20 protein-coding genes, 1 tRNA gene and 1 pseudogene are annotated in these 24,492 nt (G+C 62.5%); 7 read left to right on the forward strand and 15 right to left on the reverse strand.

Annotated features, from left to right (window positions below; genetic code table 11):
* Positions 1-655: 655 nt before the first annotated feature.
* Positions 656-3,586: a hybrid sensor histidine kinase/response regulator gene (locus VJR68_RS09025; protein ID WP_324147344.1), complete on the forward strand. Its 2,931-nt coding sequence runs from the start codon at positions 656-658 to the stop codon at positions 3,584-3,586.
* Between the two features lie 65 nt (positions 3,587-3,651).
* Here VJR68_RS09025 and VJR68_RS09030 read toward each other — a convergent pair whose 3' ends face one another.
* Positions 3,652-4,365, reverse strand: coding sequence for a response regulator transcription factor (locus VJR68_RS09030; protein ID WP_324147345.1), 714 nt, complete (start codon positions 4,363-4,365; stop codon positions 3,652-3,654).
* A 186-nt stretch (positions 4,366-4,551) separates the two neighbouring features.
* Between VJR68_RS09030 and VJR68_RS09035 the strand changes: the two genes are divergently transcribed.
* Together VJR68_RS09035 and VJR68_RS09040 are read left to right on the forward strand one after the other, a co-directional pair.
* The gene (locus VJR68_RS09035) at positions 4,552-6,009 is read left to right on the forward strand and encodes a DUF4139 domain-containing protein (RefSeq protein ID WP_324147346.1); all 1,458 of its coding nucleotides are present in this window, start codon (positions 4,552-4,554) and stop codon (positions 6,007-6,009) included.
* Between the two features lie 115 nt (positions 6,010-6,124).
* The gene (locus VJR68_RS09040; RefSeq protein WP_324147347.1) at positions 6,125-6,883 is read left to right on the forward strand and encodes an enoyl-CoA hydratase/isomerase family protein; all 759 of its coding nucleotides are present in this window, start codon (positions 6,125-6,127) and stop codon (positions 6,881-6,883) included.
* Between the two features lie 135 nt (positions 6,884-7,018).
* On the opposite strand, the gene VJR68_RS09045 is transcribed toward VJR68_RS09040, so the two are convergent.
* From VJR68_RS09045 to VJR68_RS09055, 3 genes and pseudogenes are all read right to left on the reverse strand, one after another.
* Positions 7,019-7,867 (reverse strand): sulfurtransferase, encoded by an 849-nt coding sequence (locus VJR68_RS09045; RefSeq protein ID WP_324147348.1) that lies wholly within the window; start codon positions 7,865-7,867, stop codon positions 7,019-7,021.
* Positions 7,864-8,645 (reverse strand): annotated as a pseudogene (locus tag VJR68_RS09050) (CoA pyrophosphatase). Before VJR68_RS09050 ends, VJR68_RS09045 begins: the two are co-directional and overlap by 4 nt.
* A gap of 35 nt (positions 8,646-8,680) precedes the next feature.
* The gene (locus VJR68_RS09055; RefSeq protein ID WP_324147349.1) at positions 8,681-9,433 is read right to left on the reverse strand and encodes an FKBP-type peptidyl-prolyl cis-trans isomerase; all 753 of its coding nucleotides are present in this window, start codon (positions 9,431-9,433) and stop codon (positions 8,681-8,683) included.
* A 306-nt stretch (positions 9,434-9,739) separates the two neighbouring features.
* On the opposite strand from VJR68_RS09055, the gene VJR68_RS09060 reads away from it, so the two are divergent.
* Entirely contained in the window at positions 9,740-10,522 is a 783-nt protein-coding gene (locus tag VJR68_RS09060) for an enoyl-CoA hydratase/isomerase family protein (RefSeq protein ID WP_324147350.1), read from the forward strand.
* A gap of 108 nt (positions 10,523-10,630) precedes the next feature.
* On the opposite strand, the gene VJR68_RS09065 is transcribed toward VJR68_RS09060, so the two are convergent.
* The 5 genes from VJR68_RS09065 to VJR68_RS09085 all read right to left on the reverse strand — a co-directional run bounded on the left by VJR68_RS09065 (position 10,631) and on the right by VJR68_RS09085 (position 17,803).
* Positions 10,631-11,527 carry a DUF1684 domain-containing protein gene (locus VJR68_RS09065; protein WP_324147380.1) on the reverse strand — a complete coding sequence of 299 codons (897 nt, stop codon included), beginning with the start codon at positions 11,525-11,527 and terminating at the stop codon, positions 10,631-10,633.
* A 295-nt stretch (positions 11,528-11,822) separates the two neighbouring features.
* Positions 11,823-13,646 (reverse strand): DNA mismatch repair endonuclease MutL, encoded by a 1,824-nt coding sequence (gene mutL / locus VJR68_RS09070; RefSeq protein ID WP_324147351.1) that lies wholly within the window; start codon positions 13,644-13,646, stop codon positions 11,823-11,825.
* Between the two features lie 187 nt (positions 13,647-13,833).
* On the reverse strand, positions 13,834-15,369 hold the full coding sequence (locus VJR68_RS09075) for an N-acetylmuramoyl-L-alanine amidase (protein ID WP_324147352.1): 1,536 nt from the start codon (positions 15,367-15,369) through the stop codon (positions 13,834-13,836).
* 226 nt (positions 15,370-15,595) lie between these two features.
* Positions 15,596-16,078, reverse strand: a complete 483-nt coding sequence (tsaE, locus tag VJR68_RS09080; protein WP_324147353.1) for a tRNA (adenosine(37)-N6)-threonylcarbamoyltransferase complex ATPase subunit type 1 TsaE — start codon at positions 16,076-16,078, stop codon at positions 15,596-15,598.
* A 240-nt stretch (positions 16,079-16,318) separates the two neighbouring features.
* Entirely contained in the window at positions 16,319-17,803 is a 1,485-nt protein-coding gene (locus VJR68_RS09085) for an NAD(P)H-hydrate dehydratase (protein WP_324147354.1), read from the reverse strand.
* Between the two features lie 41 nt (positions 17,804-17,844).
* Between VJR68_RS09085 and queG the strand changes: the two genes are divergently transcribed.
* On the forward strand, positions 17,845-18,912 hold the full coding sequence (gene queG / locus VJR68_RS09090) for a tRNA epoxyqueuosine(34) reductase QueG (protein WP_324147355.1): 1,068 nt from the start codon (positions 17,845-17,847) through the stop codon (positions 18,910-18,912).
* A gap of 71 nt (positions 18,913-18,983) precedes the next feature.
* On the opposite strand, the gene panD is transcribed toward queG, so the two are convergent.
* The 5 genes from panD to pcnB all read right to left on the reverse strand — a co-directional run bounded on the left by panD (position 18,984) and on the right by pcnB (position 23,215).
* Positions 18,984-19,370: an aspartate 1-decarboxylase gene (gene panD, locus VJR68_RS09095; protein ID WP_188792548.1), complete on the reverse strand. Its 387-nt coding sequence runs from the start codon at positions 19,368-19,370 to the stop codon at positions 18,984-18,986.
* A 120-nt stretch (positions 19,371-19,490) separates the two neighbouring features.
* The gene (gene panC, locus VJR68_RS09100; RefSeq protein WP_324147356.1) at positions 19,491-20,336 is read right to left on the reverse strand and encodes a pantoate--beta-alanine ligase; all 846 of its coding nucleotides are present in this window, start codon (positions 20,334-20,336) and stop codon (positions 19,491-19,493) included.
* Between the two features lie 13 nt (positions 20,337-20,349).
* Positions 20,350-21,180 carry a 3-methyl-2-oxobutanoate hydroxymethyltransferase gene (gene panB / locus VJR68_RS09105; protein WP_324147357.1) on the reverse strand — a complete coding sequence of 277 codons (831 nt, stop codon included), beginning with the start codon at positions 21,178-21,180 and terminating at the stop codon, positions 20,350-20,352.
* A gap of 161 nt (positions 21,181-21,341) precedes the next feature.
* Positions 21,342-21,821 (reverse strand): 2-amino-4-hydroxy-6-hydroxymethyldihydropteridine diphosphokinase, encoded by a 480-nt coding sequence (gene folK, locus VJR68_RS09110; protein WP_324147381.1) that lies wholly within the window; start codon positions 21,819-21,821, stop codon positions 21,342-21,344.
* Positions 21,818-23,215: a polynucleotide adenylyltransferase PcnB gene (gene pcnB / locus VJR68_RS09115; RefSeq protein WP_324147382.1), complete on the reverse strand. Its 1,398-nt coding sequence runs from the start codon at positions 23,213-23,215 to the stop codon at positions 21,818-21,820. Before pcnB ends, folK begins: the two co-directional genes overlap by 4 nt.
* A 136-nt stretch (positions 23,216-23,351) precedes the next feature.
* Between pcnB and VJR68_RS09120 the strand changes: the two genes are divergently transcribed.
* Positions 23,352-23,427 (forward strand) — tRNA-Glu (locus tag VJR68_RS09120).
* 31 nt (positions 23,428-23,458) lie between these two features.
* Positions 23,459-23,782 carry a ferredoxin FdxA gene (fdxA, locus tag VJR68_RS09125; RefSeq protein ID WP_324147358.1) on the forward strand — a complete coding sequence of 108 codons (324 nt, stop codon included), beginning with the start codon at positions 23,459-23,461 and terminating at the stop codon, positions 23,780-23,782.
* 79 nt (positions 23,783-23,861) lie between these two features.
* On the opposite strand, the gene VJR68_RS09130 is transcribed toward fdxA, so the two are convergent.
* Positions 23,862-24,455: a hypothetical protein gene (locus VJR68_RS09130; protein WP_324147359.1), complete on the reverse strand. Its 594-nt coding sequence runs from the start codon at positions 24,453-24,455 to the stop codon at positions 23,862-23,864.
* Positions 24,456-24,492 lie beyond the last annotated feature (37 nt).

Below are 24,492 nucleotides of genomic sequence, written 5' to 3' on the forward strand. Positions count from 1 at the left end.
GCCAGAGTGGCCTGAAGGCCGCTTGGCACGTGGCGGGCCTTCGATTGGCCATGATCAGTAGAGTGACCGTTGTGTTTTTTCATGGCGACGCATCCTTTCAGCGATGGGGATAAGGAGGTTTACGTCACGCAGCCACATGTCGTTTCAGCGTCACATCCACACACGGTTTCATAAAACCGCAACGCTTTCGGCACTCAACATGACGGCGCATGCACGCTTGCTGCTGGCTTACGGAAAGGTTGGAACAGTTTCTTGAACACGCTTCAGCCTTGCGCTGAAAAACCTCCGGCGAAACGAGAGGAGGCTCCGCACAGGAACCGAAGGTTGGCGCGATGGAGCAATCGATCGAAAGACTTCCTCCGTGAAGCAAATATGCGGCGCACCGCGCCTTACCACATGCCATGCACTGGCAACGCGACGAGGATTCGCTAAAGATGTGGCCGCCGGGTGAAACGGCGGCCGTACCGCATGTCAAAACGATTAACGGTCACCCATGCATCGCAAACATGCATGGCATGTGAAACATGACACGTATCCCGATAATCCCTTGTGAAGGGCATGGCAAGTTGCGATAAAGCCAGCGTGCACACTATCGCATGGCGAATACTTCGCTTCTCACTTCCCTATTAGGTTCTTACGCCCAATGGAAGACACGGTGAACCGTTATCAGCGACGGCTGCTCTATGGCGGAGGCATGCTCATCTCGATCGTGCTTGCCGCCGCCACCTGTGTCTTGTTGTATTCGATGGCCAGGGACGAGATAGCGCGGCGCTATGCCGACTTCGCGGTTCGAAAGCTGCTCGTCCAGCTCGAATTCCAGGCGCGTGACTTCGCGGTGCGTACGTTTATTGCCCATGAGGAAGCCGTATGGTCCACGAGGGAATCGGCTTCCCCCGCCTTGGTCGCCACTTTCACAGCACAGCATGGACGTGTCGTATTGCAGGGCAATCCGCAGTTCGCTCCGGTCCTGGCACTGGGTGAGGTGACGCCGCAACAGCCCTCCGACACCTTCGGCCGCTATCTCGCACTGGCCAATGAGATGAGCTATCGGGCCGGCGCTTATTTCAAATTGCAATCACAATCGCAAGCGATGTCCGGTTATTTGTACAGCCCGAATCACGATTTCATCGTTTTCATTCCGGCTCCCGGGTCAGACAGCACACTTCAAACCGATGGCGCCACCGATGTGCGGCACCTGATCGGGATGATCGCACCGGGTGACAACGAACCCGGTCAATCGACGGCATCGGATGTACCGGCCATTTCCCGTTCGAACTGGCTTGTGCCTGCGCTTGATCCCATTCAGCACCAGCAAGTGATACGTCTGGCCGCCACAGCCTTCGATAACGGCAAGCCATTCGCCACCCTCATCAGCAATTTGCCTACGCGTTCGGTGCTGGCGAAGCTTCCTGTAGACCAGTACGACACGGTGTCGTTCATGGTTGACGGCCATGGCCGAGTCATTTTGCACACCCGGCATGGCCTGCCGTCAGAAAATATCATTTACTTGGCACTGCGCACTCGGCCTGCACTGCACAGCGAGCAGCCGGTTGCAATGTTCCATGACGGTATGTTCATCATCAGCCAGGGCATCCAAGGCACCGACTGGACACTGATCCATACCTTTGCGCTGAGCACCATCATCGTTGCACTGTGGCCGAAGCTGATTGCCTACGTAGCCACCTCGCTGCTTGTGATCGGCCTTATCTGGATTGCACTGGCATGGCTGGACCGCAAAGTGTTCATACCCGCGTGGCGCCGCTCGCAACGCATCGTGGAAAGCGAGAACCTCAATCGCACCATGATCACCACCGCACCGTTCGGCTTTGCGTTGATGGGTTTGCACGACAAGGCGGTGCTGCTGCAGAACGACGTGATGCGTGCTTACGATGCGCGGATGCAAGGTGACGAGCCGCTGCATCGCAAGCTGATGCGTCTGTTTGACCCTGATCCTGCCGCACCCGAATGGCAGCATGATCTGGAAACAGCCGTCGCGATGAAAGACGGCAGCACCTGCAATCTGCTGGTGAGCTTGATGCGTACCCGCTACCAGGGCAACGACGTGGTGCTGTGCAATTTCACGGACATCACCGCGCGCAAGCACACCGAGCGTAAGCTGGATGAAGCACGCCGGGCGGCCAATGCAGCCAATGAGGCGAAATCGGTTTTTCTGGCCACCATGAGCCACGAGATACGCACGCCGCTCAACGCCATTCTCGGCAACCTGGAGCTGCTGGACCGATCGCCGCTGCTGCCCGAGCAGAGCGAGCGCTTGCACACGGTCACGTCATCATCGCATGCACTGCTGGACACCATCAGCAGCGTGCTGGATTTCTCCAAGATCGAGTCCGGGCAGATGCCGATCGAAACCATCCGTTTCGATCTGGCCGAGGTGATCCGTCAGGTTGGCGACATGTTTACGCCGATCTTGGCGGCGAAGGGCATTCAGTTCGATTGCGTGGTGGACGATGCATTGGCCGCGCACTACATGGGCGACCCCACGCGCATCCGCCAGATCGTGACGAACCTGCTCAGCAATGCGGTGAAGTTCACGGCACAGGGTGAGATCACGCTGGAGGTTTACCCGCGCAACGATGCAGACCCGCATTCGCCGGTCGTCATCGGCGTCAGCGATAGTGGCGTGGGCATGACGCCCGCGCAGCAGCAACAACTGTTCCATCCGTTTGCACAAGCCGATTCGAGCATTGCGCGGCGCTTCGGCGGTACCGGTCTTGGGCTGGCGCTGTGCAAGCGCCTGGCCGAACTGATGCATGGCACGATCGGCGTGAAAAGCGAGATCGGCGTGGGGAGCACGTTCATCGTCACGCTGCCGTTGCCGGTGGCGACGGCCCCTGACGCTGGTGACGTGGATACGCGCGAGCAATCGCCCGCTGCTCACGCGCAGCCCGTACGAATACTGGTGGTCGACGACCATCCGGCCAATCGCGCGCTGGTGCAGGCGCAAATGAACACCCTCGGCTACCAGGCCGATGTCGCCGCCGATGGCGCGCAGGCCCTGCAGCTCATTGCCCAGGCGCGCTATGACATGGTGCTGACCGACCTCAACATGCCGGGCATGGATGGCTACACGCTTGCGCGGCTGTTGCGATCGCAGGGCATGCGTCTTCCCATCATCGCCGTGACGGCCAGCGCGAGCGTCACCGAACATGAGCGTTGCGCCGAAGCGGGAATGAATGCCGTGCTGGTCAGGCCGATTCTGCTCGATACGATCGAGCGCATGGTGCTGGAGCTTGCAGGTTCATCGGCCGAACCCCACGCCATCACCCACCTAGCCGAAGGCCCGCTGCCGGCCAACATTCATGCGCTGCTGCAGCAGAGCTTGCGGCAGTCGGTGGATGCCATCCATGCGTCATTGAGCGCTGGCGATTTGAAAAGCGTGCGCGACCATCTGCATGCCTTGCGCGGATCGTTTGCCATGATTGGCGAGATGGAAACGGCGGATAAAGTCGGGAACATGGAAGCCATGGCCGTTGCCGGTGACCGTGCCGCCTTGGCGGTGGCCATGCGGGAGTTTGCCGCGCATGCGCCCTTCGTATTGCAGCGGCGCGCCAAGATGCCATCGTAGGTTGGGGTGCGAACCCCAACATGAGGATGCATGCAGGCATGGCGATGTTGGGTTTGCACCCCAACCTACACGTCCGGGCTGCCCGGCTGTGATGCTGATGCGACCATGCCGTGTTCAATCGCATACCGCAGCAGATCCACATCGCGCTCGATGCCGAGCTTCTGCATGGCGCGCGCTTTCTGCGTGCTGATGGTTTTCTTGCTGCGGCTGACCCGTTCGGCGATTTCGTTGACGGTCATGCCGCTGGCGTAAAGACGCACCACCTCAAGTTCGCGTTTGCTCAATGGTTGCAGGGCCAGGCCCGTGTTCACGTCCAGCTGATGCACGCGGAGGCTGGTCTGGATGGATGGCGAACAGTAGGTGCCGTCCGTCGCCGCGGCATGGATGGCGGGGACCAGATGGCTGAGCGCATCGGACTTGCTGACGATGCAGCGGATACCTTGCGCCCGCAGTGCACGCAGCACGGCGGGACTGTCCAGCATGGTCAACACGACCAGCTTCAGCGAAGGGTAACGCCGCTGAAGAAACGCAAGGAACGCAATGCCGTCGCCATGCTCGTTGCCGGGCATGGCGTAGTCTGAAACCAGCACATCGCAGCCATCCGTATCCAGAATGCGGATCAATGCGGTGGAGTTGAGCGCGGTGCCGGTCAACCGGATGGTACCGACGGAAGACAGGCTGTGTTCGACACCGGCGATCATCCCCGGGTGATCGTCCGCAATCACCACGCGTAGCGAGAAGCCATCCATCTGCGCCTCTTGGGTCCGTTGCGCATTCAAGTGAAGCAGCCGGGAGTGCCGCACCGGCAAACGTGAACTGGCGCCGATGGTACGCCGGTTCGACCGTGCCATGCATGCATGGCAGGCCGCCGCCCTGAAGCGGATGGGAACGACTGGCGATGCAGTAGGTACGCCATGGCGGCGTGCTCGCTATGATCGGCCCATTCATCGCCAAAGGAGTGCGCCATGCCGATCAACTATCGAACTGTTCTGGCCGTTGCCATCGCGGCGCTGGGAGGCGTTTCACGGGCCGAAGCCGCCGATGGTGCATCGATGACCCTGTATCGCAGCGACAACCCCGCTTTGTACACAAGCAGTGGCGATACCGACGTCAACAGCGGTTACGCCGTGGTGCGGGAGCGACGCAGCATGGCGTTGGAGTCGGGGGTGCACGACGTGGTGGTGGGTGACCTGCCCAATCACCTGGATGCCGAGTCGATGGCGCTGGGCTTTCCCGGCGGCGAGGCCAAGGTGATCTCCCAGCGCCTGCTGCTGGGCCAAGGGCCTAACGCGGCGTTGACCGGCTTGACCGGCAGCAGCATCAGCGTGCTGGGTGACAGCGGGCAGACGCTGGCGAGCGGCACGCTGCTTCGCGCGGGCGACGATGGGCTGGTGGTACGCACTGGCAACGGCACCACGTTGATCCGCCAGTATGCGGCGGTAAATACGCAAGGCGGCGATTTTCCTACCGGCTCCAGCCTGCGCCTGCGCGTGGATGCTTCGCGCAGCGGGCAAGCCAATGCAGTGTTGAGCTATCCCACCGCCGGCATCGGCTGGCGCGCGGCCTATGTTGCGACGCTGCAACCGGGCAATGCGTGCAGCATGCAGTTTGAATCGCACGCCAGCATCGCCAATCGCAGCGGTCGCGACTGGCGCGATACCAGCCTTACCTTGATCGCCGGCGAGCCCAACTTCGCCAAAAGCAGCGGACCGCGGCCCATGATGATGCGCGCCATGGCCGCACCCGTGGCGGCCGAAGCCTTGCCCGAGCAATCCTCAGTCGGCGATTACCGCAGCTACACACTGCCGGCGCCGGTGGACCTGCCCGATGGCAGCATCAGCCAGGTGCCGCTCTATGCCGCGCGCACGGTGAGCTGCGAACGCACGTCGCTGTATGAGAACGGCGGCAACTGGATGCCGCCGCAGCCGATGCTCAATGACACGTTCAATACCGATGGCAACACCAGCGTCATCAGTACATTGCGCTTCACCGCCTTCGACAGCCTGCCGGCCGGCTACCTGCGCGTGCTTACCGCCGATCGCACCGGCGTGCCGCAATTCATCGGCGAAGGGCGTATCAACGACACGCCCAAGGGCAGCGATGCCATGATCACGCTGGGCACCGCCTTCGATCTGCGCGGCCAGCGCGAGCGCACGAGTTTTCATGTCGACAAGGCCGGCCGCACGATGGATGAAGCCTTCCGCATCACGCTGACCAATGCCGGCGAAAGTGCAAGGACAGTGACGGTGCGCGAGCATCCGAACCGCTGGCGGCAGTGGGCGGTGACATCCTCGACGGTGAAGCCGAGCAAGCAGACCACCGATACGCTGGAGTTCAAGGTCGATGTGCCGGCGAACGGCAAAGCCGTGCTCGACTATGGCGTACGCTACAGCTGGACGGCCGACGTGCAGCCGCAGTCGTAGGTTGGGTTAGCGCAGCGTAATCCAACATGTTCGGAGCGATTCGTTGGGTTACGCTGCGCTAACCCAACGTACATGTCTACGCATCCACGCGCAGCCGCCATCAGGGGAATATTTCATGCTCAACATCATCAAGCACGATGCCGTTGTGGAGATCCAGCTGGCGCGTCCGCCCGTGAATGCGCTGAACCTGGATTTGCTGCGCGCGTTGCAACAGGCGCTGGCCGATGCGGTGCGCGAGGAGGCACGCGGTGTGGTGTTGTCCGGTGCGCAAGGTATGTTCTCCGCCGGAGTGGATGTGCCGGCGTTGCTCACGCGAGATCGTCTCGGCGTGCGTGAGTTCTGGCGCGAGTTCTTCGTCACTTGCGCAGCCCTTGCCAACTTGCCGATACCGGTCGTGGCGGCGATCACCGGTCACAGCCCTGCCGGTGGCGCGGTGCTTTCGCTGTTCTGCGATTACCGTGTGATGGCGCAAGGCCCGTATCGCATCGGCTTGAACGAGGTGCAGGTAGGGTTGATTGCACCGGATTGCATACAGATGGCGCTGCGTCGCGTAGTGGGTGCGTATCGGGCGGAACGCTTGTTGGTGTCCGGTGCGTTGATCGATGCGGAGCAGGCGTTGGCGTTTGGATTTGTGGACGAATTGGTTGCGGTGGATCAGGTTGCCACGCGTGCCTTGCATTGGCTCAACGAAACGCTCGCCCTGCCCTCGCATGCCATGCTCCGGACGCGGTTGATCGCGCGCGCGGATCTCATGACCACGTTTGCGAATGTGGACGCGTTGCCGATCGATGCATTTGTGGATGCGTTCTTCCACCCGCAGACCCAGGCGACGTTGCAGGCGTTGGTGGAGAGGTTGAAGAGCAAGGCGAAGTGATTCGCACGTGACGTAGGCTGGGGTGAGCGGAACGCGGATCCCAACATTGCCGGCACATGAGCGCCATGTTGGGGTTCGCACCCCAACCTACGTATGGTCGTCATTCCCGCGAAAGCGGGAATGACGACCATGGGGTTACGTGTTCCCGGTTGCGATGGGGCGGGAGGCGTCGCTGATCCATCCACTCCACGATGGCGCATACAAGCGCGAGCCGGCCAAGCCGGCGTGCTCCATGGCCAGCAGATTGTGGCAGGCGGTAACGCCGGAGCCGCACATATGCACGACCTGTTCCGGCGCGTGGTTGCCGATCACCGCGCGAAACTCCTCGCGCAACGCCGCCGGTGATTTGAAACGCCCGTCCGCCTGCAGGTTATCGGTAAACGGCCGGTTCGCCGCACCGGGAACGTGGCCGGCAACGCGATCGATCGGTTCCACTTCGCCACGGTAACGCGGTGTAGCGCGCGCATCGATAAGCAAGTCGTCTTGCATGTTGCCAATGGCAGTGTGATCGATGACCACCTGGCTACTTTCGTAATGCACACTCACCTGCGTTGGCGTCCGCTTTGGCATTTCTTGCGATACCGGTAAATTCGCCGCCTTCCACGCTGCATAGCCGCCATCGAGCACTGCTGCTTCGCGTATGCCGCACAAGCGCAGCAGCCACCACAAGCGCGCTGCCGCAAGCGAACCGTTGCCGGCGTCATAACTCGCTACCTGCAAACCGGGGCGCCAGCCCAGGCGCGACAGCACGGCAGAGAATGCTTGTTCGGACGGCAGCGGATGCCGGCCAAGCCCGAGCGGAATGCGGCTGAGATCGGAAAGATCATGATCCAGATCGGCAAAGACGGCGCCAGGAATGTGCTCGGCGTGGTAATCGCGCTCGCCCTTTTTGGCATCGGCGAGATCGAAACGGCAATCGACGATCAGCACGCCATCCGGCGACAGGGCCGCGAGTTCTTCGGCGGCGATCAATGTGCTTTTCATGACTGTTCCATCCTTTGCAGAAGATTCATCAAGATGGCGGCGGTGGCGCCCCAGATGCGGTGGCCCTGGTAGTGGAATTCCACCATCTCGCGTTGATGGCCGCGGTAGTTCATGGCGTAGCGTTTCAGGTTCGACGGGTCGAGGAAGAATGCCAGCGGCACTTCGAAAACTTCGGCCACCTCGTCGGGCGCCGGCACAAAGCGCGCTGCGGCATCGATGCGCGCCACGACCGGCGTGATGCAGAAACCACTGATGGTTTCAAAGCAATCCAGATAGCCCAGCGGCGTGACCAATGCGCGCGGCAAGCCGATCTCCTCTTCCGTTTCGCGTAGCGCGGTGGTCAGCGCATCGGCGTCGGTGGGATCGGCACTGCCGCCGGGAAACGCGACTTGTCCCGCGTGCGAGCTGAGATGATCCGTGCGCACCGTGAAAACCATGCGCAGTGGCTGCTCGTCGCGCACGCCGATCAGCACCGCGGCGGGGCGGCGCTCCACTTCACCGATCAGCTCGGTCATCTCGGCGTGATTCCAACCCGGCGGCAGCGGCGGTTGCGACAGCGGACGCAGGACGCGCTGCAGGGCTTCCATCATGCGGGTTCGCGTGCGGGCAGCACCACGTCCATGAAGTGTGAACGTTCGAGTTCGCTCATGCTGCGCCAGCGGGCGATTTCATCGCCGGTGCGGTAGCAACCTTCGCAATAGCCGCGTGCGTCCAGCCGGCAGATGCCGACACAGGGACTGAGAATGGCTTGAGGAGTAAGCGGGGATGGGTTCGGCATGCGCCGGACATGCTAACGCACATGCCGTACCGGCGTCAGGGGCCTGCTGCCTGCGGATTTGGCGGCTTGATGTCCAGCAACTCGATGTCGAACACCAGCGCCTGGTTTGGGCCGATGCGTGGCAGTGCGCCCTGATCGCCGTAGGCGAGTGCAGGCGGGATCACCACCTTCCAACGATCGCCCACGTGCATGCGCGGGATCACGTATTGCCAGCCGCGGATCACCTTGTCCACGGTAAACGTGACCGGGTTGCCATGCGCCCACGTGCTGTCGAATTCGGTGCCGTCGATCAGCATGCCGCGGTAGTTGACGGTGACCTGGCTGTCGATGCCCGGACTGACCGAGCCGTCGCCTTTCTTGATCACCGAATACTGGATGCCGGAAGGCAGCTGCACCACGCCCGGAAGGGTCGCGTTGTGCGTCATGTAGTCGGCGCTTTTCTTGGCGTTCTCGGTGGCGATGCGATGGAACTCGGCCATCGCCTGGTCGTGCATGCGTTCGCCAAGGCTCACCAGCTGGTTGTACATGTCCTGCCTGGATACGGCGGGTGCGCGCTTGGCGTAGGCGTCTTCGATGGCTTTCTGCAGCACAGCCATGTCCACCGGGATATCGCCGTCGGAAAACTGCGTGCCGATGCGATAGCCGATGGCGTAGGAAAGCTTGTGCTTGTCGAGCTTCGCTGCCGGAGCCTGCGGTTGTGACGAGCCGGACGCGTTCGTTCCCTGCGCCTGGACCGCGCAAGCGGCAAGCAGCAGCGGAACCGGAAGCAACCAACGCGTAGGTGTCATTACATTCTCCAGGCTGCAAAACCGCCCAACGCCTCTGTGCAGCCGGCATCCCTGAGCGGCCGCGATCCGGGCAAACAGAACTGGTGAGTACGACTTGGAGGCATGGGGCGGGCTCTAAGCATACGGCGAAAGCCGTCATCGTAGGCAGATCGGTGGCTCGATGCAGCTACACCGTAACGCTCAGCGCAACGAGGGATGGCCCGGAACGGCATGGCACAGACATCGAACTGGCAATGAGAAAGCCAGGAGCGGCAAAGGTTCCCGCTGCTAAAATCAGTGCTTTACCGTTTCCAAGGGAGCCAACGCATGGCCTACCGCAATCTCGAGATCGGCAATCGTGGTGCCGTGCGCACCATCACCGTCAACCGGCCAGACAAGCTCAATGCGCTCAATCGCGAAACCTTGAACGAGCTGACCCTCGCCTTCAGCCAGGCCGCGCAGGACGACGCGGTACGGGCGATCGTGCTGGCCGGCGCCGGCGACAAGGCGTTCGTAGCCGGCGCGGACATCAGTGAGATGAGCGGCTACACGCCGATGCAGGCGCAAAGTTTTTCGCGCACCGGCCAGCGGCTGATGAGCAGCGTGGAACGATTGGGCAAGCCGGTGATCGCGCGCATTCAAGGCTTTGCCCTGGGCGGCGGCATGGAACTGGCGATGTGCTGCCATCTGCGCATTGCCAGCGAGAAAGCCAGGTTCGGCCAGCCGGAAATCAACCTGGGCCTGATCCCCGGCTTTGGCGGCACCCAGCGCCTGCTGCGGCTGGCCGGCCGTGGCGCGGCGCTGGAGCTATGCCTGACCGGCGGCACCATCACCGCGCAGCGCGCTTACGAACTGGGCATCGTCACTCGCGTGGTGGCACCCGAAACGTTGGATGACGCGGTCCATGCGCTGGCCGACCAGCTCGCTGCCGCCGCACCGGTAGCTGCGGCCAGCATTCTGGATACCGTGCTGCAAGGCGGCGAGACGTCGCTGGATCAAGGCTTGGAGTTTGAAACCAAGGCGTTCGCGTTGATGTTTGCGACAGAAGACATGCAGGAAGGAACACGCGCGTTTCTGGAGAAGCGCAAGGCAGTGTTTCAAGGGAAGTGAATCGTAGGTTGGGGTGAGCGAACGCGAACCCCAACATCGCCATGCCTGATGATTCGCGATGTTGGGGTTCGCTTCGCTCACCCCAACCTACAATAACCTACGCGATCATCAATGCCCGCCGCGGTATTTCTTTTCGCCCGCGGTAATGCGCAAATCCAACCGGTTTTCCGGTGGCGCGAGTGGGCAGGTGGCAAACGGCGTAAACGAGCAAGGCGGGTTGTAAGCCTTGTTGAAATCCAGCACCACCTTGCCGTTCTGCGGCAGCGCGGCGTAAAGGAAACGCGCCGCGCCATAGGTTTCATGGCCTGACGTGCGATCGGCCAGCACGAAGAACAATTCGCCTCCTGGCTCTTCCTGGTACGGCAGCAGTTCGTAGGTGTGGCCATCGCGGGTGAACACGGCTTTGCCCGGCACCTTCACCGTGTCGGTGGTGCCGATCACCGAACCCATCTTCAAATCATGCGGCGGATCGAACGGCACCCAATCGGCGACGATGTGCCACGACGGATCGATCGGGAAGTAATCGATGCCAAGGAAATGCTTGCGCGTGGCAGCATCGGGATCCTTGACGCGCAATGCCTTGCGGCCTTCGCGATCGATCACGTAGAAGCTCGCCGTCCCGAAAGTCACCTTGGTAGGGGCTGCATTGCCGGTAACGTGCACGTCGTCGATCAGCGTGGCCTGTTCGACTGGCTTGCCATCCACCGTCGCACCACTGTTCTTGTCCAGCTTGATCTGCACCTGCCCCGACTTGTCCAGCGTGATCACACCCAGATGCGCAGGGCCAGCCTGCAGCACGATGTCGTTGTCGGACGCGGTGCCGACCTTGTTGGCGCCTTCCTGAATCCATTCCAGGCCGATCAGGCTGAGCCAGCCATCTGGTGCGGTCAGTCGCGCGACGCGTTGGGCGCGCCACTGCTCGATGCTTTGCTGATAGGCATCGGAGGTTGCGGCGTGTTGAGGGGTATCGGCATGCACGAGGGCTACTCCAGTACTTAAGATCATTCCGGCCAGGACACTGCGCCACATGGGGTTTGCTCCGCTCGATGCAAGAAAGGCCGAGTATGGACGTCTATTTGCAGGGGAAACAAGCAGCGCCTGGCGACATCGAGGAACAAGCTTATCCGGTTAGGTCATACCGGAATCCATACACCGCTGAAAGGCTGGAAAAACTGAGAACCGTCGTCCCGGCGAAGGCCGGGACCCAGTGGCTTTTTAGATCCTTAAAATCACTGGGCCCCGGCCTTCGCCGGGGCGACGATGCTCAACTTAGTCTCATTGGCGCCGACCCAACCTACGCCTACCTCCCGCGCAGAAACAATTTATCCAGCTCCGTCATACCCAACTGCACCCAGGTTGGCCGGCCATGATTGCATTGACCAGAGCGCTCGGTGGCTTCCATGTCGCGCAGCAAGGCGTTCATTTCTGGAAGGGTGAGCCGGCGGCCTGCGCGCACGGAGCCATGACACGCCATGGTGGATAACAGTTCGTTTTCCAATTCCTGCAGCTGACGCGAACTGCCGTGCTGCGCCAACTCGCCAAGCACGCTGCGGGTCAGCTCCGCCACGTCCGCGCCTTCCAGCAAGGCAGGGATGCGACGTACCACAACAGCCGAAGGGCCGCTGCGCGAAAGCTCCAGGCCCCAATCGGCCAACGCATCGCCGTGTTCTTCGGCGGCAGCGGCTTCCTTGGCGCTGACCGGCACCGACAAGGGCACCAGCAGCATCTGCGAACGAAGATTGCTGCAGGCGCGGCCGCTTTTCAGTTTTTCATAGGTGATGCGTTCGTGCGCGGCGTGCATGTCGACCAGGATCAAACCATGCGTGTTTTCGGCCAGGATGTAGATGGTCTTCAGCTGCGCGATGGCATATCCCAGCGGCGGCGCCTCGCCCTGGTCCGCTGCGGGCATCGGTTGCGGCGCGATGTTCGCCAGTGCCGCTGCGGGCTCGCCAAGCAAGGTGGCGTACTCGATCAATGGCTCGTCGCGAACACCCAGATGAAGACGGCTTTGCGATGCACTTACCGGCCAATGACTCACCTGCCGGCTCGCCTCTTGCACCACCGTCGTGGCGACGTTCGACGCAGCGTTCCACGCCGGCGCCTCGGTGGGCACATGTTGGCCGGCACGCGTTTCCGCGAGTGCTTCATGCAAGGTGCGGAACAGGAAATCGTGCACGAGACGCTGTTCGCGAAAACGTACTTCGCTCTTGGCCGGATGCACATTCACATCGACGCCGGCGGGATCCAATTCCAGGTAAAGCACGAACGCCGGATGACGGCCATGGAACAGCACGTCGGCATACGCTTGCCTTACCGCATGCGCCACCACGCGATCGCGCACCAGGCGACCGTTGACGTAGAAATATTGCGCATCGGCCTGCGGACGCGACGCGGTCGGCAAGCCCACCCATCCCGACAAACGCATGCCTGCCGACGCATGATCGATACGCAGGCTCTGCTGCGGAAAGGTTTCTCCGAGCATTTCCGCCACACGCATCAGCATGGCGTTGTCATCGCGCGCGGCTTTCCACACGCGCACCGATTTGCCGTTATGGCTCAATCGGAATTCGACAGCGCCACGCGCCAGTGCAAGTGATTTGAGCAGATCGTCGATGTGCGCGAATTCAGTGCGTTCCGCGCGCAGGAACTTCCGGCGTGCCGGCACGTTGTAGAAGAGATCGCGCACTTCCACGCTGGTGCCTTGCGGATGCTGCGCGGGCCGCACGTCCTGCATGCGGCCGCTATCGACCTCGATGCGAAAGGCGTTGTCCGCACCGCGCAAGCGCGAAGTCATGGCGAAACGGCCGACCGACGCCATCGACGCCAGCGCCTCGCCACGAAAGCCCATGCTGGCCACGTGTTCGAGATCATCGAAACTGCCGATCTTGCTGGTGGCGTGCGAGGCGACGGCCAGCGGCAGATCGTCGGCGGCGATACCATCGCCATCATCACGCACGCGAATCAGGCGCGCGCCGCCCAGTTCGATATCGACTTCGACGCGCCCGGCGCCGGCATCAAGGCTGTTTTCGACCAGTTCCTTCACGACCGAGGATGGCCGTTCGATCACTTCACCGGCTGCGATCTGGTTGATGAGCTCGGGCGGGAGGGGACGGATACGGGACATGGGCGCAAGGTAGATTGGGTTGGCGTAGCGTAACCCAACAGCGTACCGGGCTTCGTCAGACTTGCTGGGTTACGCTGCGCCAACCCAGCCTACGTGCGCTCAGATTCGTAGGTTGGGGTGCGAACCCCAACATCGTGCTGCATGCGGGCATGGCAAATGTTGGGGTTCGCACCCCAACCTACGTGGCTCAGCTGTTTGGTATGACCAGCATGGTGCCGGTGCGCACGCTGTTGCTGTTGATGCCGTTGGCACTCTTGAGCGTATCCACGCTCACGCCATATTGCTTGGCGATGCTGCGCAAGGTTTCGCCAGTGACGACGCGATGCATGTCGCGCACGTCGGCATCGGCGGGCTGATCCGTGCTGGCCACCGCATCGGTCTTGGCATCATTCGGCAGCACGCCTTTGCGGCGCGCGGCTTCCATTGCAAACCAGGTGCCTTGTGGCGGGTTGCTCAGGAAATAGCCCTTCACGCCATCCATGATCGCCGTGGCCAACTGCTGCTGATGGCTGGGATCGCGCAGCCTGCGCTCTTCGCTCGGATTGCTGATGAACGCCGTTTCGACCAGGATCGACGGCACGTCCGGCGAACGCAGCACCACGAAGTTGGCGCGCTCGACGTAGCCGCGATGGGTGGGGCCGAGTGCGGAAAGTGCGTTCAGCACGTTCTGCGCCACCGTTTCGCTGGCCTGCACCGCCCAGCCCTGCTGCATGTCGAGCAGCACGGAAGCAAGGCTGTCGTTTTCAGCCGCCAGCGATACGCCGCCGATCAGGTCAGAGCTGTTTTCGCGATCGGCCAGCATCTGCGCGGCGACCGAGCTCTTGCCGCGCGGCGACAGCACCCACACGGAGGAGCCCTTGGCGTCGCTGCTGGTGTAGGAATCGGCGTGGACCGAGACGAACAGGTCGGCCTGGTTCTGGCGGGCGATCTCGTAGCGTTGCTTGAGCGGAATGAAGTAATCGCCATCGCGGGTGAGCACAGCCTTCATGCCGGGCTGGCGGTTGATCAAGGCGGCGAGGTTGCGCGCCACGGCCAGCGTGACGTTCTTCTCCAGCGTGCCGTCCGGGCCGTGTGCGCCCTGGTCCTTGCCACCGTGGCCGGCGTCGACCGCCACCACCACCTGGCGCTGGCTGTTGAGCAGCACGGCTGCCTGGCGCGTGGTGACGCCCTTGTGAGAGGTCAGCTTGCTGCTCGCGTTGATCACTACCGGTGCCGGCGCATCGGCTTTGTCGGCGAGGGCGGTGGAGCTGGCACTGGCTGGCGCCGGTTTGCTCGACGCCACCGCCGTGTCGTCGTCCTTGTCGGAGGCGGATTTAGCCAATGACTTGCTGCTACCGGGATAAAGGTCCAGCACCAGCCGATAACCGGCCTGGCCGGACGGGCCGAGCACAAAAGTCTTGGGTTGGCTATTGGGCGTCACGGCGGCAGCAAGGCGCAGCGCATCACCCTGCGAGGCGCTGCTCAACCCCTTGAACAGGCCTTGTGCGGAAGGCGCGAGCTTGCCACTGGCGCTGCTGTCGGCCAGCTCAAGCACCACCTGGTCGCCTTGCTGGCTGAGCTTGTACTTGGCCGGGCCGGAAAGATCGAACACCACGCGGGTGTATTCGGGGCCGGCCCAGACGCGGGCGCTCTTCACTTCTGCAGCCTGCAGGCCAAAGCTGGGCGCCGCGGCAAGCAGCGCGGTAGCAGTCAGGCAATAAATGCGAGTGAGATAGCCCCTCATGGTGGCGCATTGAAGCTCACCACATTCCTGAATGCAAGAGGTTTTCCTTTAAATTTCCATGACCTGCGACGCTTTTGTCAGATTAGGTCAAGGTGTTGACCCTAAACGGCGCGTTTTGCGATCCAGCGAAATGGGGCACTTGGTCCGTTTTCCCCAATGAATACGGACGTTTACATAGGCTGGATGACAATCCCAGCATCGCCATGTCCAGAAAAAGCCGGGATTGTCATCCCACCCTACTTAGCGCCAGCTCGCCGCGTGGCGTCTTGGGTTGCAGGCGCGCATGCCGGCCGGTGCCGAAGTACCCGAGATGCACTTCCAGATCCGGCGCGGGCAATGCGCCCTGCCCGCGCTCGGGCCACTCCACCAGCACCACGGCCGACGGTTCGGCCAGCGCATCCAACCCCAGCCATTCGAGTTCGCCGGGATCGGCGATGCGATAGAGGTCCAGATGCCAGGCCGGTCGGCCATCCCGGGTCTGGTAGCCCTCGACCAGGCTGTAGGTGGGGCTCTTTATGCGTTCGCCCACGCCCAGCGCCGTCAGCAGGGCGCGCGCAAAACTGGTCTTGCCGGCGCCGAGTTCGCCGCGCAGGTAAATGACCAGGCCGCTGTCCAAGACGGAGGCGAGTTGTGCGCCGAGCGTACGGGTCGCGTCTTCGTCGGGCAGCTCCCAATGTTCTTCAGTCATGCTTGGGGTGATCTGATTCATTTTGCGTAGGCGTCACCGCCCCTGTCTGTTCGCAGGCCACAGGGCCATCGGCGAAGGCAGACTGGCCGTCTGTCGAGACGATGGACCGAAGGCATGCGAACAGACAGGGGCGGCCCGAAGGGTGATGTCCAGAAGGCACGCAGACTGCGCTGCACGGCTTGAAAAGGCAACCAGCCTTCCCTGCGCCACGCAGCCCACTCTGCGTGCCTTCTGGACATCATGCCGCCTACGCAAAATGGATCAGAGCACCCCTAACCCGTTGCCCAATGCATGCAGCGGATCGAGTAGATCACTGGCCAGCAAGCCGCGCTCGCCTTTTCGCGCAGCGACGTCGCCAGCGCGGGCATGCAAGCCGACGCCGATGCGCGCGGCATCCCAGGCTGAACAACCCTGGGCCATCAGTGCGGCGATCACGCCAGTCAACAGATCGCCCATGCCGCCGCTGGCCATGCCGGGATTGCCCCAGATACAGACGTCTAGACGTCCATCCGGATTGGCAATCAGGCTGCCGGCGCCTTTCAAGACGACGACGGCGCCGTAGCGTTGCGCCAGCTCGCGCGCGACGGCGAATCGATCGGTTTGTACATCGGCCGTGCTTTTTTCGAGCAGTCGCCCCGCTTCACCGGGATGCGGCGTCAGCACGGCAGGCGTGGTGAAACGGCGCGGCTCGCGGGCCAGCAGGTTCAAGCCGTCGGCATCCAGCACCAGCGGTTTGCCGCTATCCAGAGCCGTGAGCCACAAGGCATGGCCCCACGCGCCCTGCCCCAGGCCCGGACCGACAGCCAGCACGGTGGCACGTTCCAGCATGGGTTGCAGTTCCTGCGGGCCGTGCACGCCGTGCGGCATCAATTCCGGACGCGCGCTGTTCAATGCGGTGAGATTGTCGCCGCGTGTCGCAACACTCACCAGGCCGGCGCCGCAACGCAACGCCGCCTCGCCGCACAGGCGAATGGCGCCTGCGGTGCCGTGATCGCCGCCAATCGCCAGCACATGCCCTGCATCGCCCTTGTGCGCATCACGTGCGCGCGGGCCCAGGTGCATGGCATCAAGCAACGTGGCGTCGGCGGGCATGCCTTGCCACAGAATGTCCGGCAAGCGGAGCGTGTCGATATGCAGCACACCGGTCTTCGTTGCTGCCTGCCCGGTATACATGCCGCGCTTGGCGGCGATAAAGCTCACCGTGGCTTGCGCGCGAATCGCCGCGCCTGGGCAATGCCCGGTATCCGCATCCAAGCCGGACGGGATATCCAGCGCCAGCACCGGAATGCCGGATGCGTTGATGCGCTCGATCAGGGTGCTTGCAGCCGCTTCCGGCGCGCGATTCAAACCGGTGCCATACAACGCATCGACATAGACGTCCGCATGTGGCAGCGAGGCATCCTGATGCCAGCGATGCGTGATACCGCCGTTGCGCAACCAGGTTTCACGCGCCGGCACCGCATCGCCGCGCACGCTATCGCTCAGCTCCACCACTTCGGCGCTCACGCCCGAGCCATAGGCAAGGCTGGCGAGCAGATAACCGTCGCCGCCGTTGTTGCCCGGACCGCAGAACACCACGATGCGACGCGCATGCGGCCATTGGCGGCACAAGCAGGCAAAGGCCGCGGTGGCCGCTCGGTTCATCAGCTCGAAGCCGCTGACGCCCAGATCGTCGATGGCGCGCCGGTCGATGGCGCGCACTTGTTCGACGGTGTAGAGGTCGTGGAGGTGCCGGTCTGCGTGCATCGGCGGATTATAGGGAGCACGACTACACTATGCGCATATCTATGCGCACGTCCCCGCACACCGCCCCCGACTACACCGCCCTCGCCCGCGACATCAAGCGCTGGGCGCGCGAACTTGGCTTTGCCGATGCCGGCATCAGCGGGGTGGCACTGGAACAGGACGAGCAGCATCTGCAGAGCTGGCTGGAGGACGGCTACCACGGCGACATGGACTACATGGCACGCCATGGCACCAAGCGCAGCCGGCCGGATGAACTTGAGCCAGGCACGCAGCGAGTGATTTCCGTGCGCATGGATTACCTGCCGCCTGGCACACAGCATGCGTGGGATGTAGTGCGCGATGCCGAAGCCGGCTACGTGGCGCGCTATGCGCTGGGACGCGATTACCACAAACTGATGCGAAATCGTCTGCAGAAGCTGGCCGAGCGCATCCGCGAAGCAGTCGGTGAGTTTGGTTATCGCGCCTATGTCGATTCCGCGCCTGTGCTGGAAAAGGCGCTTGCACGCAATGCGGGGTTGGGATGGATCGGCAAGCACACGGTGCTGATCCATCGTCAGGCCGGGTCGTATTTCTTTCTTGGCGAGCTATATACCAATCTGCCGCTGCCGCTCGATGAAGCAGCCACGGCGCATTGCGGCACATGCCGCAAATGCATCGACATTTGCCCCACGCAGGCCATCGTTGGACCGTATCGCCTGGATGCGCGCCGCTGTATTTCCTATCTCACGATCGAGCTGAAAGGCTCGATTCCGGAGGAACTGCGCGCGCCGATGGGCAACCGTATTTTTGGTTGCGACGATTGCCAGCTGATCTGCCCTTGGAACAAGTTCGCGCAGGATGCAACCGAGCCGGATTTCGCACCACGGCACAGCCTGGATGGCGCCAGGCTGGTGGAACTGTTCGCCTGGAGCGAAGAGGAATTTCTCAAGCGCACGGAAGGCATGGCGATTCGCCGCACGGGTTATGAAGGCTGGTTGCGCAATATTGCGGTGGCGCTGGGGAATGCGCCGTCGTCAGCGGAAGTGCGCGCGGCATTGCAGGCGCGTGCGGATCATCCTTCGGAGTTGGTGCGCGAGCACGTGGCGTGGGCGCTTGCGCGGCACATGTAGGTTGGGGTGCGAACCCCGACATCGTCATCTTCATGCATGGCGATGTCGGGGTTCGCACCCCAACCTACGGGTTACGCCGCAGCCATCTGCTTGGGAATCGAGCGATTCGTATGGCTGATGCGGTTGTCCTTGTCCACGTACACCAGCGTCGGCTGGAATTTCTCCACTTCCGCCTGATCGAGATGGACGAAGGCCGCGATGATGACGAGGTCACCCGGCTGTGCGCGATGCGCGGCGCTGCCGTTCACGGAGATGATGCCGGAGCCTTCTTCGGCGCGCAGCGCATAGGTGACGAAGCGCTTGCCGTTGTTGATGTTCCAGGCGTGGATCTGTTCGTATTCGCGAATGCCTGATGCGTCGAGCAGCAGGCCGTCGATGGCGATCGAACCTTCATAGTGCAGCTCCGCGTGGGTCACGGTGGCACGATGGATTTTCGCCTTGAGCATGTTCAGGTGCATGACTTTTTCCAGCAGGAACTGCCTGCGTAGCCCGTTATTATCCCGCCGCCGCGGCCATGGCCGCAACGGCACAGGCCCGTACATGGGGATAGCGAAGGGTCATTCAATACCCGTCATGTTTCAATCAAACACCAGGTTATCGATCAACCGGGTGGTGCCCAGGCGGGCCGCGATCAGCGCCACCAGGCCTTCGTGCTCGCCGTCGACCGGCTCGGCCAGGTCGTCCGCGCGGCGGATGGCGGCGTAATCGGGGACGAAACCTGCACGTTCCAGCTTGGATGCCGCCGCCTGCTCCACCACCTTGCGCGCATGGCCCTTGGCGATCAGGTCGCGCATCTGCTGCAGGGTTTCGTAGATCAGCGGTGCGGTTGTCCGCTCGTCCGGCGACAGGTACTGGTTGCGCGAACTCAACGCCAGCCCGTCTTCCGCGCGCTGGGTGGGCGCGCTCATCACCTTCACCGGCAGGGATAAATCGCGCACCAGGCGCTCGATCACCTTCAGCTGCTGGAAATCCTTCTGGCCGAAGATCGCGATATCGGGCTGCACCAGATTGAACAGCTTGCACACCACCGTCGCCACGCCATCGAAATGACCGGGGCGATGCGCGCCTTCCAGCGTGTCGGTAATTTCCGGCACGCGCAGGCTTACGCTCTTGTCCGCGCCGAACGGATACATCGTCGCCACGTCCGGCGCGAACAGCACGTCGCAGCCCGATTCGGCCAGGCCCACCTGATCCTGCGCGAGCGTGCGCGGATAGCGCTCGAAATCCTCGCTCGGCCCGAACTGCGTGGGGTTGACGAACACGCTGGCCACCACGCGATCGGTACGGGCGCGCGCCAGTTTCACCAGTGAATGATGCCCTGCATGCAGGTTGCCCATGGTTGGCACGAAGCCGATCGTGTGCCCTTGCGCACGCCAACCGCGAATGGTGGCGCGCAGGCCTGCTGCGTCTTGAAGCGTTTGCATGTGGACGTCTTCTTCAGTTGTAACTGTGTTCGGCCGCGGGGAACGCACCGCTGCGCACATCGGCTGCATAAGCGGCAATGGCTTCCTGCACCGAGCTGCGGCCGGCAAGGAAATCCTTGCTGAACTTCGGCCGCTTGCCGGGCGTGATGCCCAGCATGTCGTAAATCACCAGCACTTGGCCATCGCAATGCGGGCCAGCGCCGATCCCGATGACAGGAATGTCCAGCGCCTTGGTGACGCGTTCACCCAACGGCGTCGGCACACCTTCCAGCACGAGGATGTTGGCACCAGCCTGCTGCACGGCCAAGGCTTCGCTCAGTACGCGCTCGGCGGCTTCGTGCTCGCGGCCTTGCACCTTGTAGCCGCCGAACTTGTGCACGGATTGCGGCGTAAGCCCGAGATGCGCACACACCGGAATGGCGCGCTCGGTCAGCGCATGGATCGATTCAAGAATATGCGGCGCGGCGCCTTCGATTTTCACCATCGCCGCGCCGGCTTCGCCGACCAGTCGCGCGCCGGCTTCCAGCGCGTAGTCGACGTTGCGATCGGCCATGAACGGCATGTCGGTCACCAGCAAGGTGGCAGACAAGCCGCGCGCCACCATGCTGGTGTGGTAGACCATCTGATCAAGCGTGACCGGCAGCGTGCTGCGCTGGCCTTGTACCACCATGCCTAGCGAATCACCGACCAGCGCGACATCGACGCCGGCGATTTCCAGTTGCGTGGCGAAGCTTGCATCGTACGCGGTGAGCATCACGATCTTGCGCCCTTCCGCCTTCATCGCATGCAGGCTGGGTACCGTGACCGGCTTGCGGGCAGGAGCGCTGGCGTTTTCCACGTACACGGTGGTTCCTTTGATGTTGCGGTGAACAATTATCGGGCGCGGAACGGGCGAGGCTCAAGCGAAGCGTGCACAGCCTTGTGTATCAACGGTTCGTAGCCCTGTAGGCTGGGATGAAATCCCAGCATCACCATCCACAACACATGCTGGGATTTCATCCCAGCCTACAGGGCGTTACAGCCCTGCACATCAACGTTCTGTAGAAGATCGACCACCTTGCCCTGCCCCGGAATGTCCAACTCCGGCGCGACGTCGTGCAACGGCAGCAGCACAAAGGCACGATCGGCAATGTGCGGGTGAGGCAAGGTCAAGCGCTCGGTGTTCACGGTTTTGCCGGCGACGTGCAGCAGATCAAGATCAAGCGTGCGCGGACCCCAGCGTTCGCCGTTGCGTTCACGTCCGGCTGCGCGCTCGATGCTCAGCAACGCATCGAGCAGCGCAGGCGGTTCTAGCGCCGTTTCAAGCGCCACCACCGCATTGAGGAAATCCGGTTGATCCAGCTTGCCCCATGGCGGTGTGCGATAGATGCGCGAACGCGCCATCACTTGCGTGCCAGGCAACGCTGCGAGCGCCTCGATGGCCTCCAGTACGTGTTGTTTCGAATCGCCAAGGTTGCTGCCCAGCGCGACGTAAGCGCGCATCAGGCAGTCCCTGATTTACCGGCAGCAGGTTTGCGGCGCCGCTTGCGCTTGCGTGGTGCGCTCGCGCGCACCGGTTCGGCATCGCCCGGAGCGTTGGCTTGATGCAGCGGCAGCGCGGCAGCCAGCGTTTCGTGCGGCAGTTGCTGCGCGTGCGCCCACCATTGACCGAGCTCGCCCATCGCCGGTGATTCTGCCGCGCGCAGCAGCAGGAAATCGAACGCGGCGCGGAACCGCGGATGGGTCAGCAAGCGAAATACTTTCTTGCGCTGGATCTGCTCGAAACGCGGTTGCAGCGACCAGATTTCTTCCATCGTGATGGTGAAGCGGCGCGGGATCGCCACGCGCTGGCATTGCTCGCTCACCACGTGCACGGCGGCGCGTGCCCAGGCTTCGTTGATGTCTTTGCCCTGTGTGCTCCAGGTGTGGGCCAGATCGCGCACTTCGCCCCACAGCAACACGGCAAACAGGAATGCCGGCGTGACGGACTTGCCTTCCGCTACGCGCGCATCAGTGTTTTCCAGGCCCTGCTCGATCAGCGCACGCAGCGCCTTGTCGCCACGCTTGAGCGCACGCGCCGTGGCCGGGAACATGAACTTGAGCAGCCCGCATTCTTCGAGCATGCGGAAACTCTTGCGGCCATAGCCGGCCAGGAACATCTTCAGCGATTCGTCGAACAATCGCGCCGGCGCCACGCTGCTGAGCAACGGGCCGAGTTCCGCAAACGGCTCGGAGGCGGACGGATCGATGCGGAAATCCAGTTTGGCCGCCAGGCGCACCGCGCGCAGCATGCGTACCGGATCTTCGCGATAGCGCGTGGCCGGATCGCCGATCAGGTGCAGCGCATGATTCTGCAGATCCTGCATGCCACCGACGTAGTCGCGCACGGAGAAATCGCTGATGTCGTAGTACATCGCGTTGACGCGGAAGTCGCGGCGCATGGCATCTTCTTCGATGCTGCCCCACACGTTGTCACGCACGATGCGGCCATCCACGATGTGCCGATCGCCCTCGCTCTCTTCATCGCTGGTGCCGCGGAAGGTGGCCACTTCGATGATCTCGGTGCCATACACCACGTGCGCGAGGCGGAAGCGGCGGCCGATCAGGCGGCAATTGCGGAACAGCTTCTTCACCTCTTCCGGCGTGGCGTTGGTGGCCACGTCGAAATCCTTCGGATGCCCGCCCAGCAACAGGTCGCGGACGGCGCCGCCAACCAGGTAGGCGTTGTAGCCGGCCTCGTTAAGGCGATAGAGCACGCGCAAGGCGGCCTTGCTGATGTTCTTGCGGGAAATCGTGTGCTGTTCGCGCGGAAAGATGCGCAGGGCGAGCTTGGCGGCTGTGGGATTCAAGCGATCGAAATCCTTGCGGGTTTCCAAATCCGGGGCGGTGTGGCCGAGCATGTCCGGCATGCGTCGAACCATCCTGAGCCGGTCTTAAGGCATTGTCCTGCAAGCGTTACCGCTAATGCGAGGGCACTGTCTCAAGGCGTTGCCGGACGAGACAATTCAGCTATACTAGCGCGCTTCGCAACAATCCGCTCCCATCGTCTAGTGGCCTAGGACACCGCCCTCTCAAGGCGGGAACACGAGTTCGAACCTCGTTGGGAGCGCCACCGCCCATTTCAGCAGCAGGCACACGGCAGCATGACCTTCGTCGTCACTGACAACTGCATCAAGTGCAAATACACCGATTGCGTCGAAGTCTGTCCCGTCGATGCGTTCCACGAAGGCCCCAACTTCCTGGCGATCAATCCGGACGAGTGCATCGACTGCACCTTGTGCGAGCCGGAGTGCCCGATCAATGCGATCTATCCGGAAGATGACGTGCCCGCCGGCCAGGAAGGCTTCACCGCTCTGAACAAAGAGCTTGCCAAAGACTGGCCGGTCATCACCGTGCGCAAGGATGCCTTGCCGGATGCAAAAGAGTGGGAGAACAAGCCGGATAAGCTCAAGCTGCTCGAACGCTGAGCACGCCGATCCGGCACACAAAAAAACGCCGCTCCATGAGCGGCGTTTTTGTTTGGGCCTTTAAGGCTGAGCGTATCGCTCAGCCCTTGCCGCCCAGGCGCGATTTCAGGCTGTCGACCACCTTGGCCACGGCCGCGGCTTCGCCCTGTGCACGAACCTCGGCGGAACCCTGGCCACTGCTGTTGACGGTAACCACCACCTGGCGCGGCGCCACGTTCGGACCACCCGAGCCGCTGTTGCTGCGGCCAAACATGCGGCTCAAGAAGCCCTGCTTTTCGGCCGGCTGGTCGGAGGCCATCACGCTCAAGCTGTAGCTGTGCGCGGCGTCATCGTGGTTCTTCAGCGTGCCGATTTCGCCGTTGCTCAGCGCCTCGCCGACACGGCGATAGGTGTTGTCCACGGTATCGGCCAGAATGAAGCCGTCGGTAATGGTACCGGCGTTGTTGCCTATGCGCGCCGTAGCGCCATTGGCCGTCGGCTGGTTGCTGCCGGTCGGCGGAATCACCAGTGCGGCGCTGGCGTTAGGGGTGTCCATGCCCGGCGGAATCTCCAGCGGCGATTCCTGCTTGGCCGTCTGCCAGGCTTTTTCGGAACGGAAGATGCCGCAGCCCGAGAGGAGCAAGCCAGTCAAAACCAAGGCCGGCAGGGCGACGGCGAGGGAAGATTTCTTCATGTAATGGATTCCGTTGTGTTCCGAAATGAGTGTGAGT

This window comes from Dyella sp. (assembly GCF_035277725.1).
GTDB lineage: Bacteria > Pseudomonadota > Gammaproteobacteria > Xanthomonadales > Rhodanobacteraceae > Dyella_B.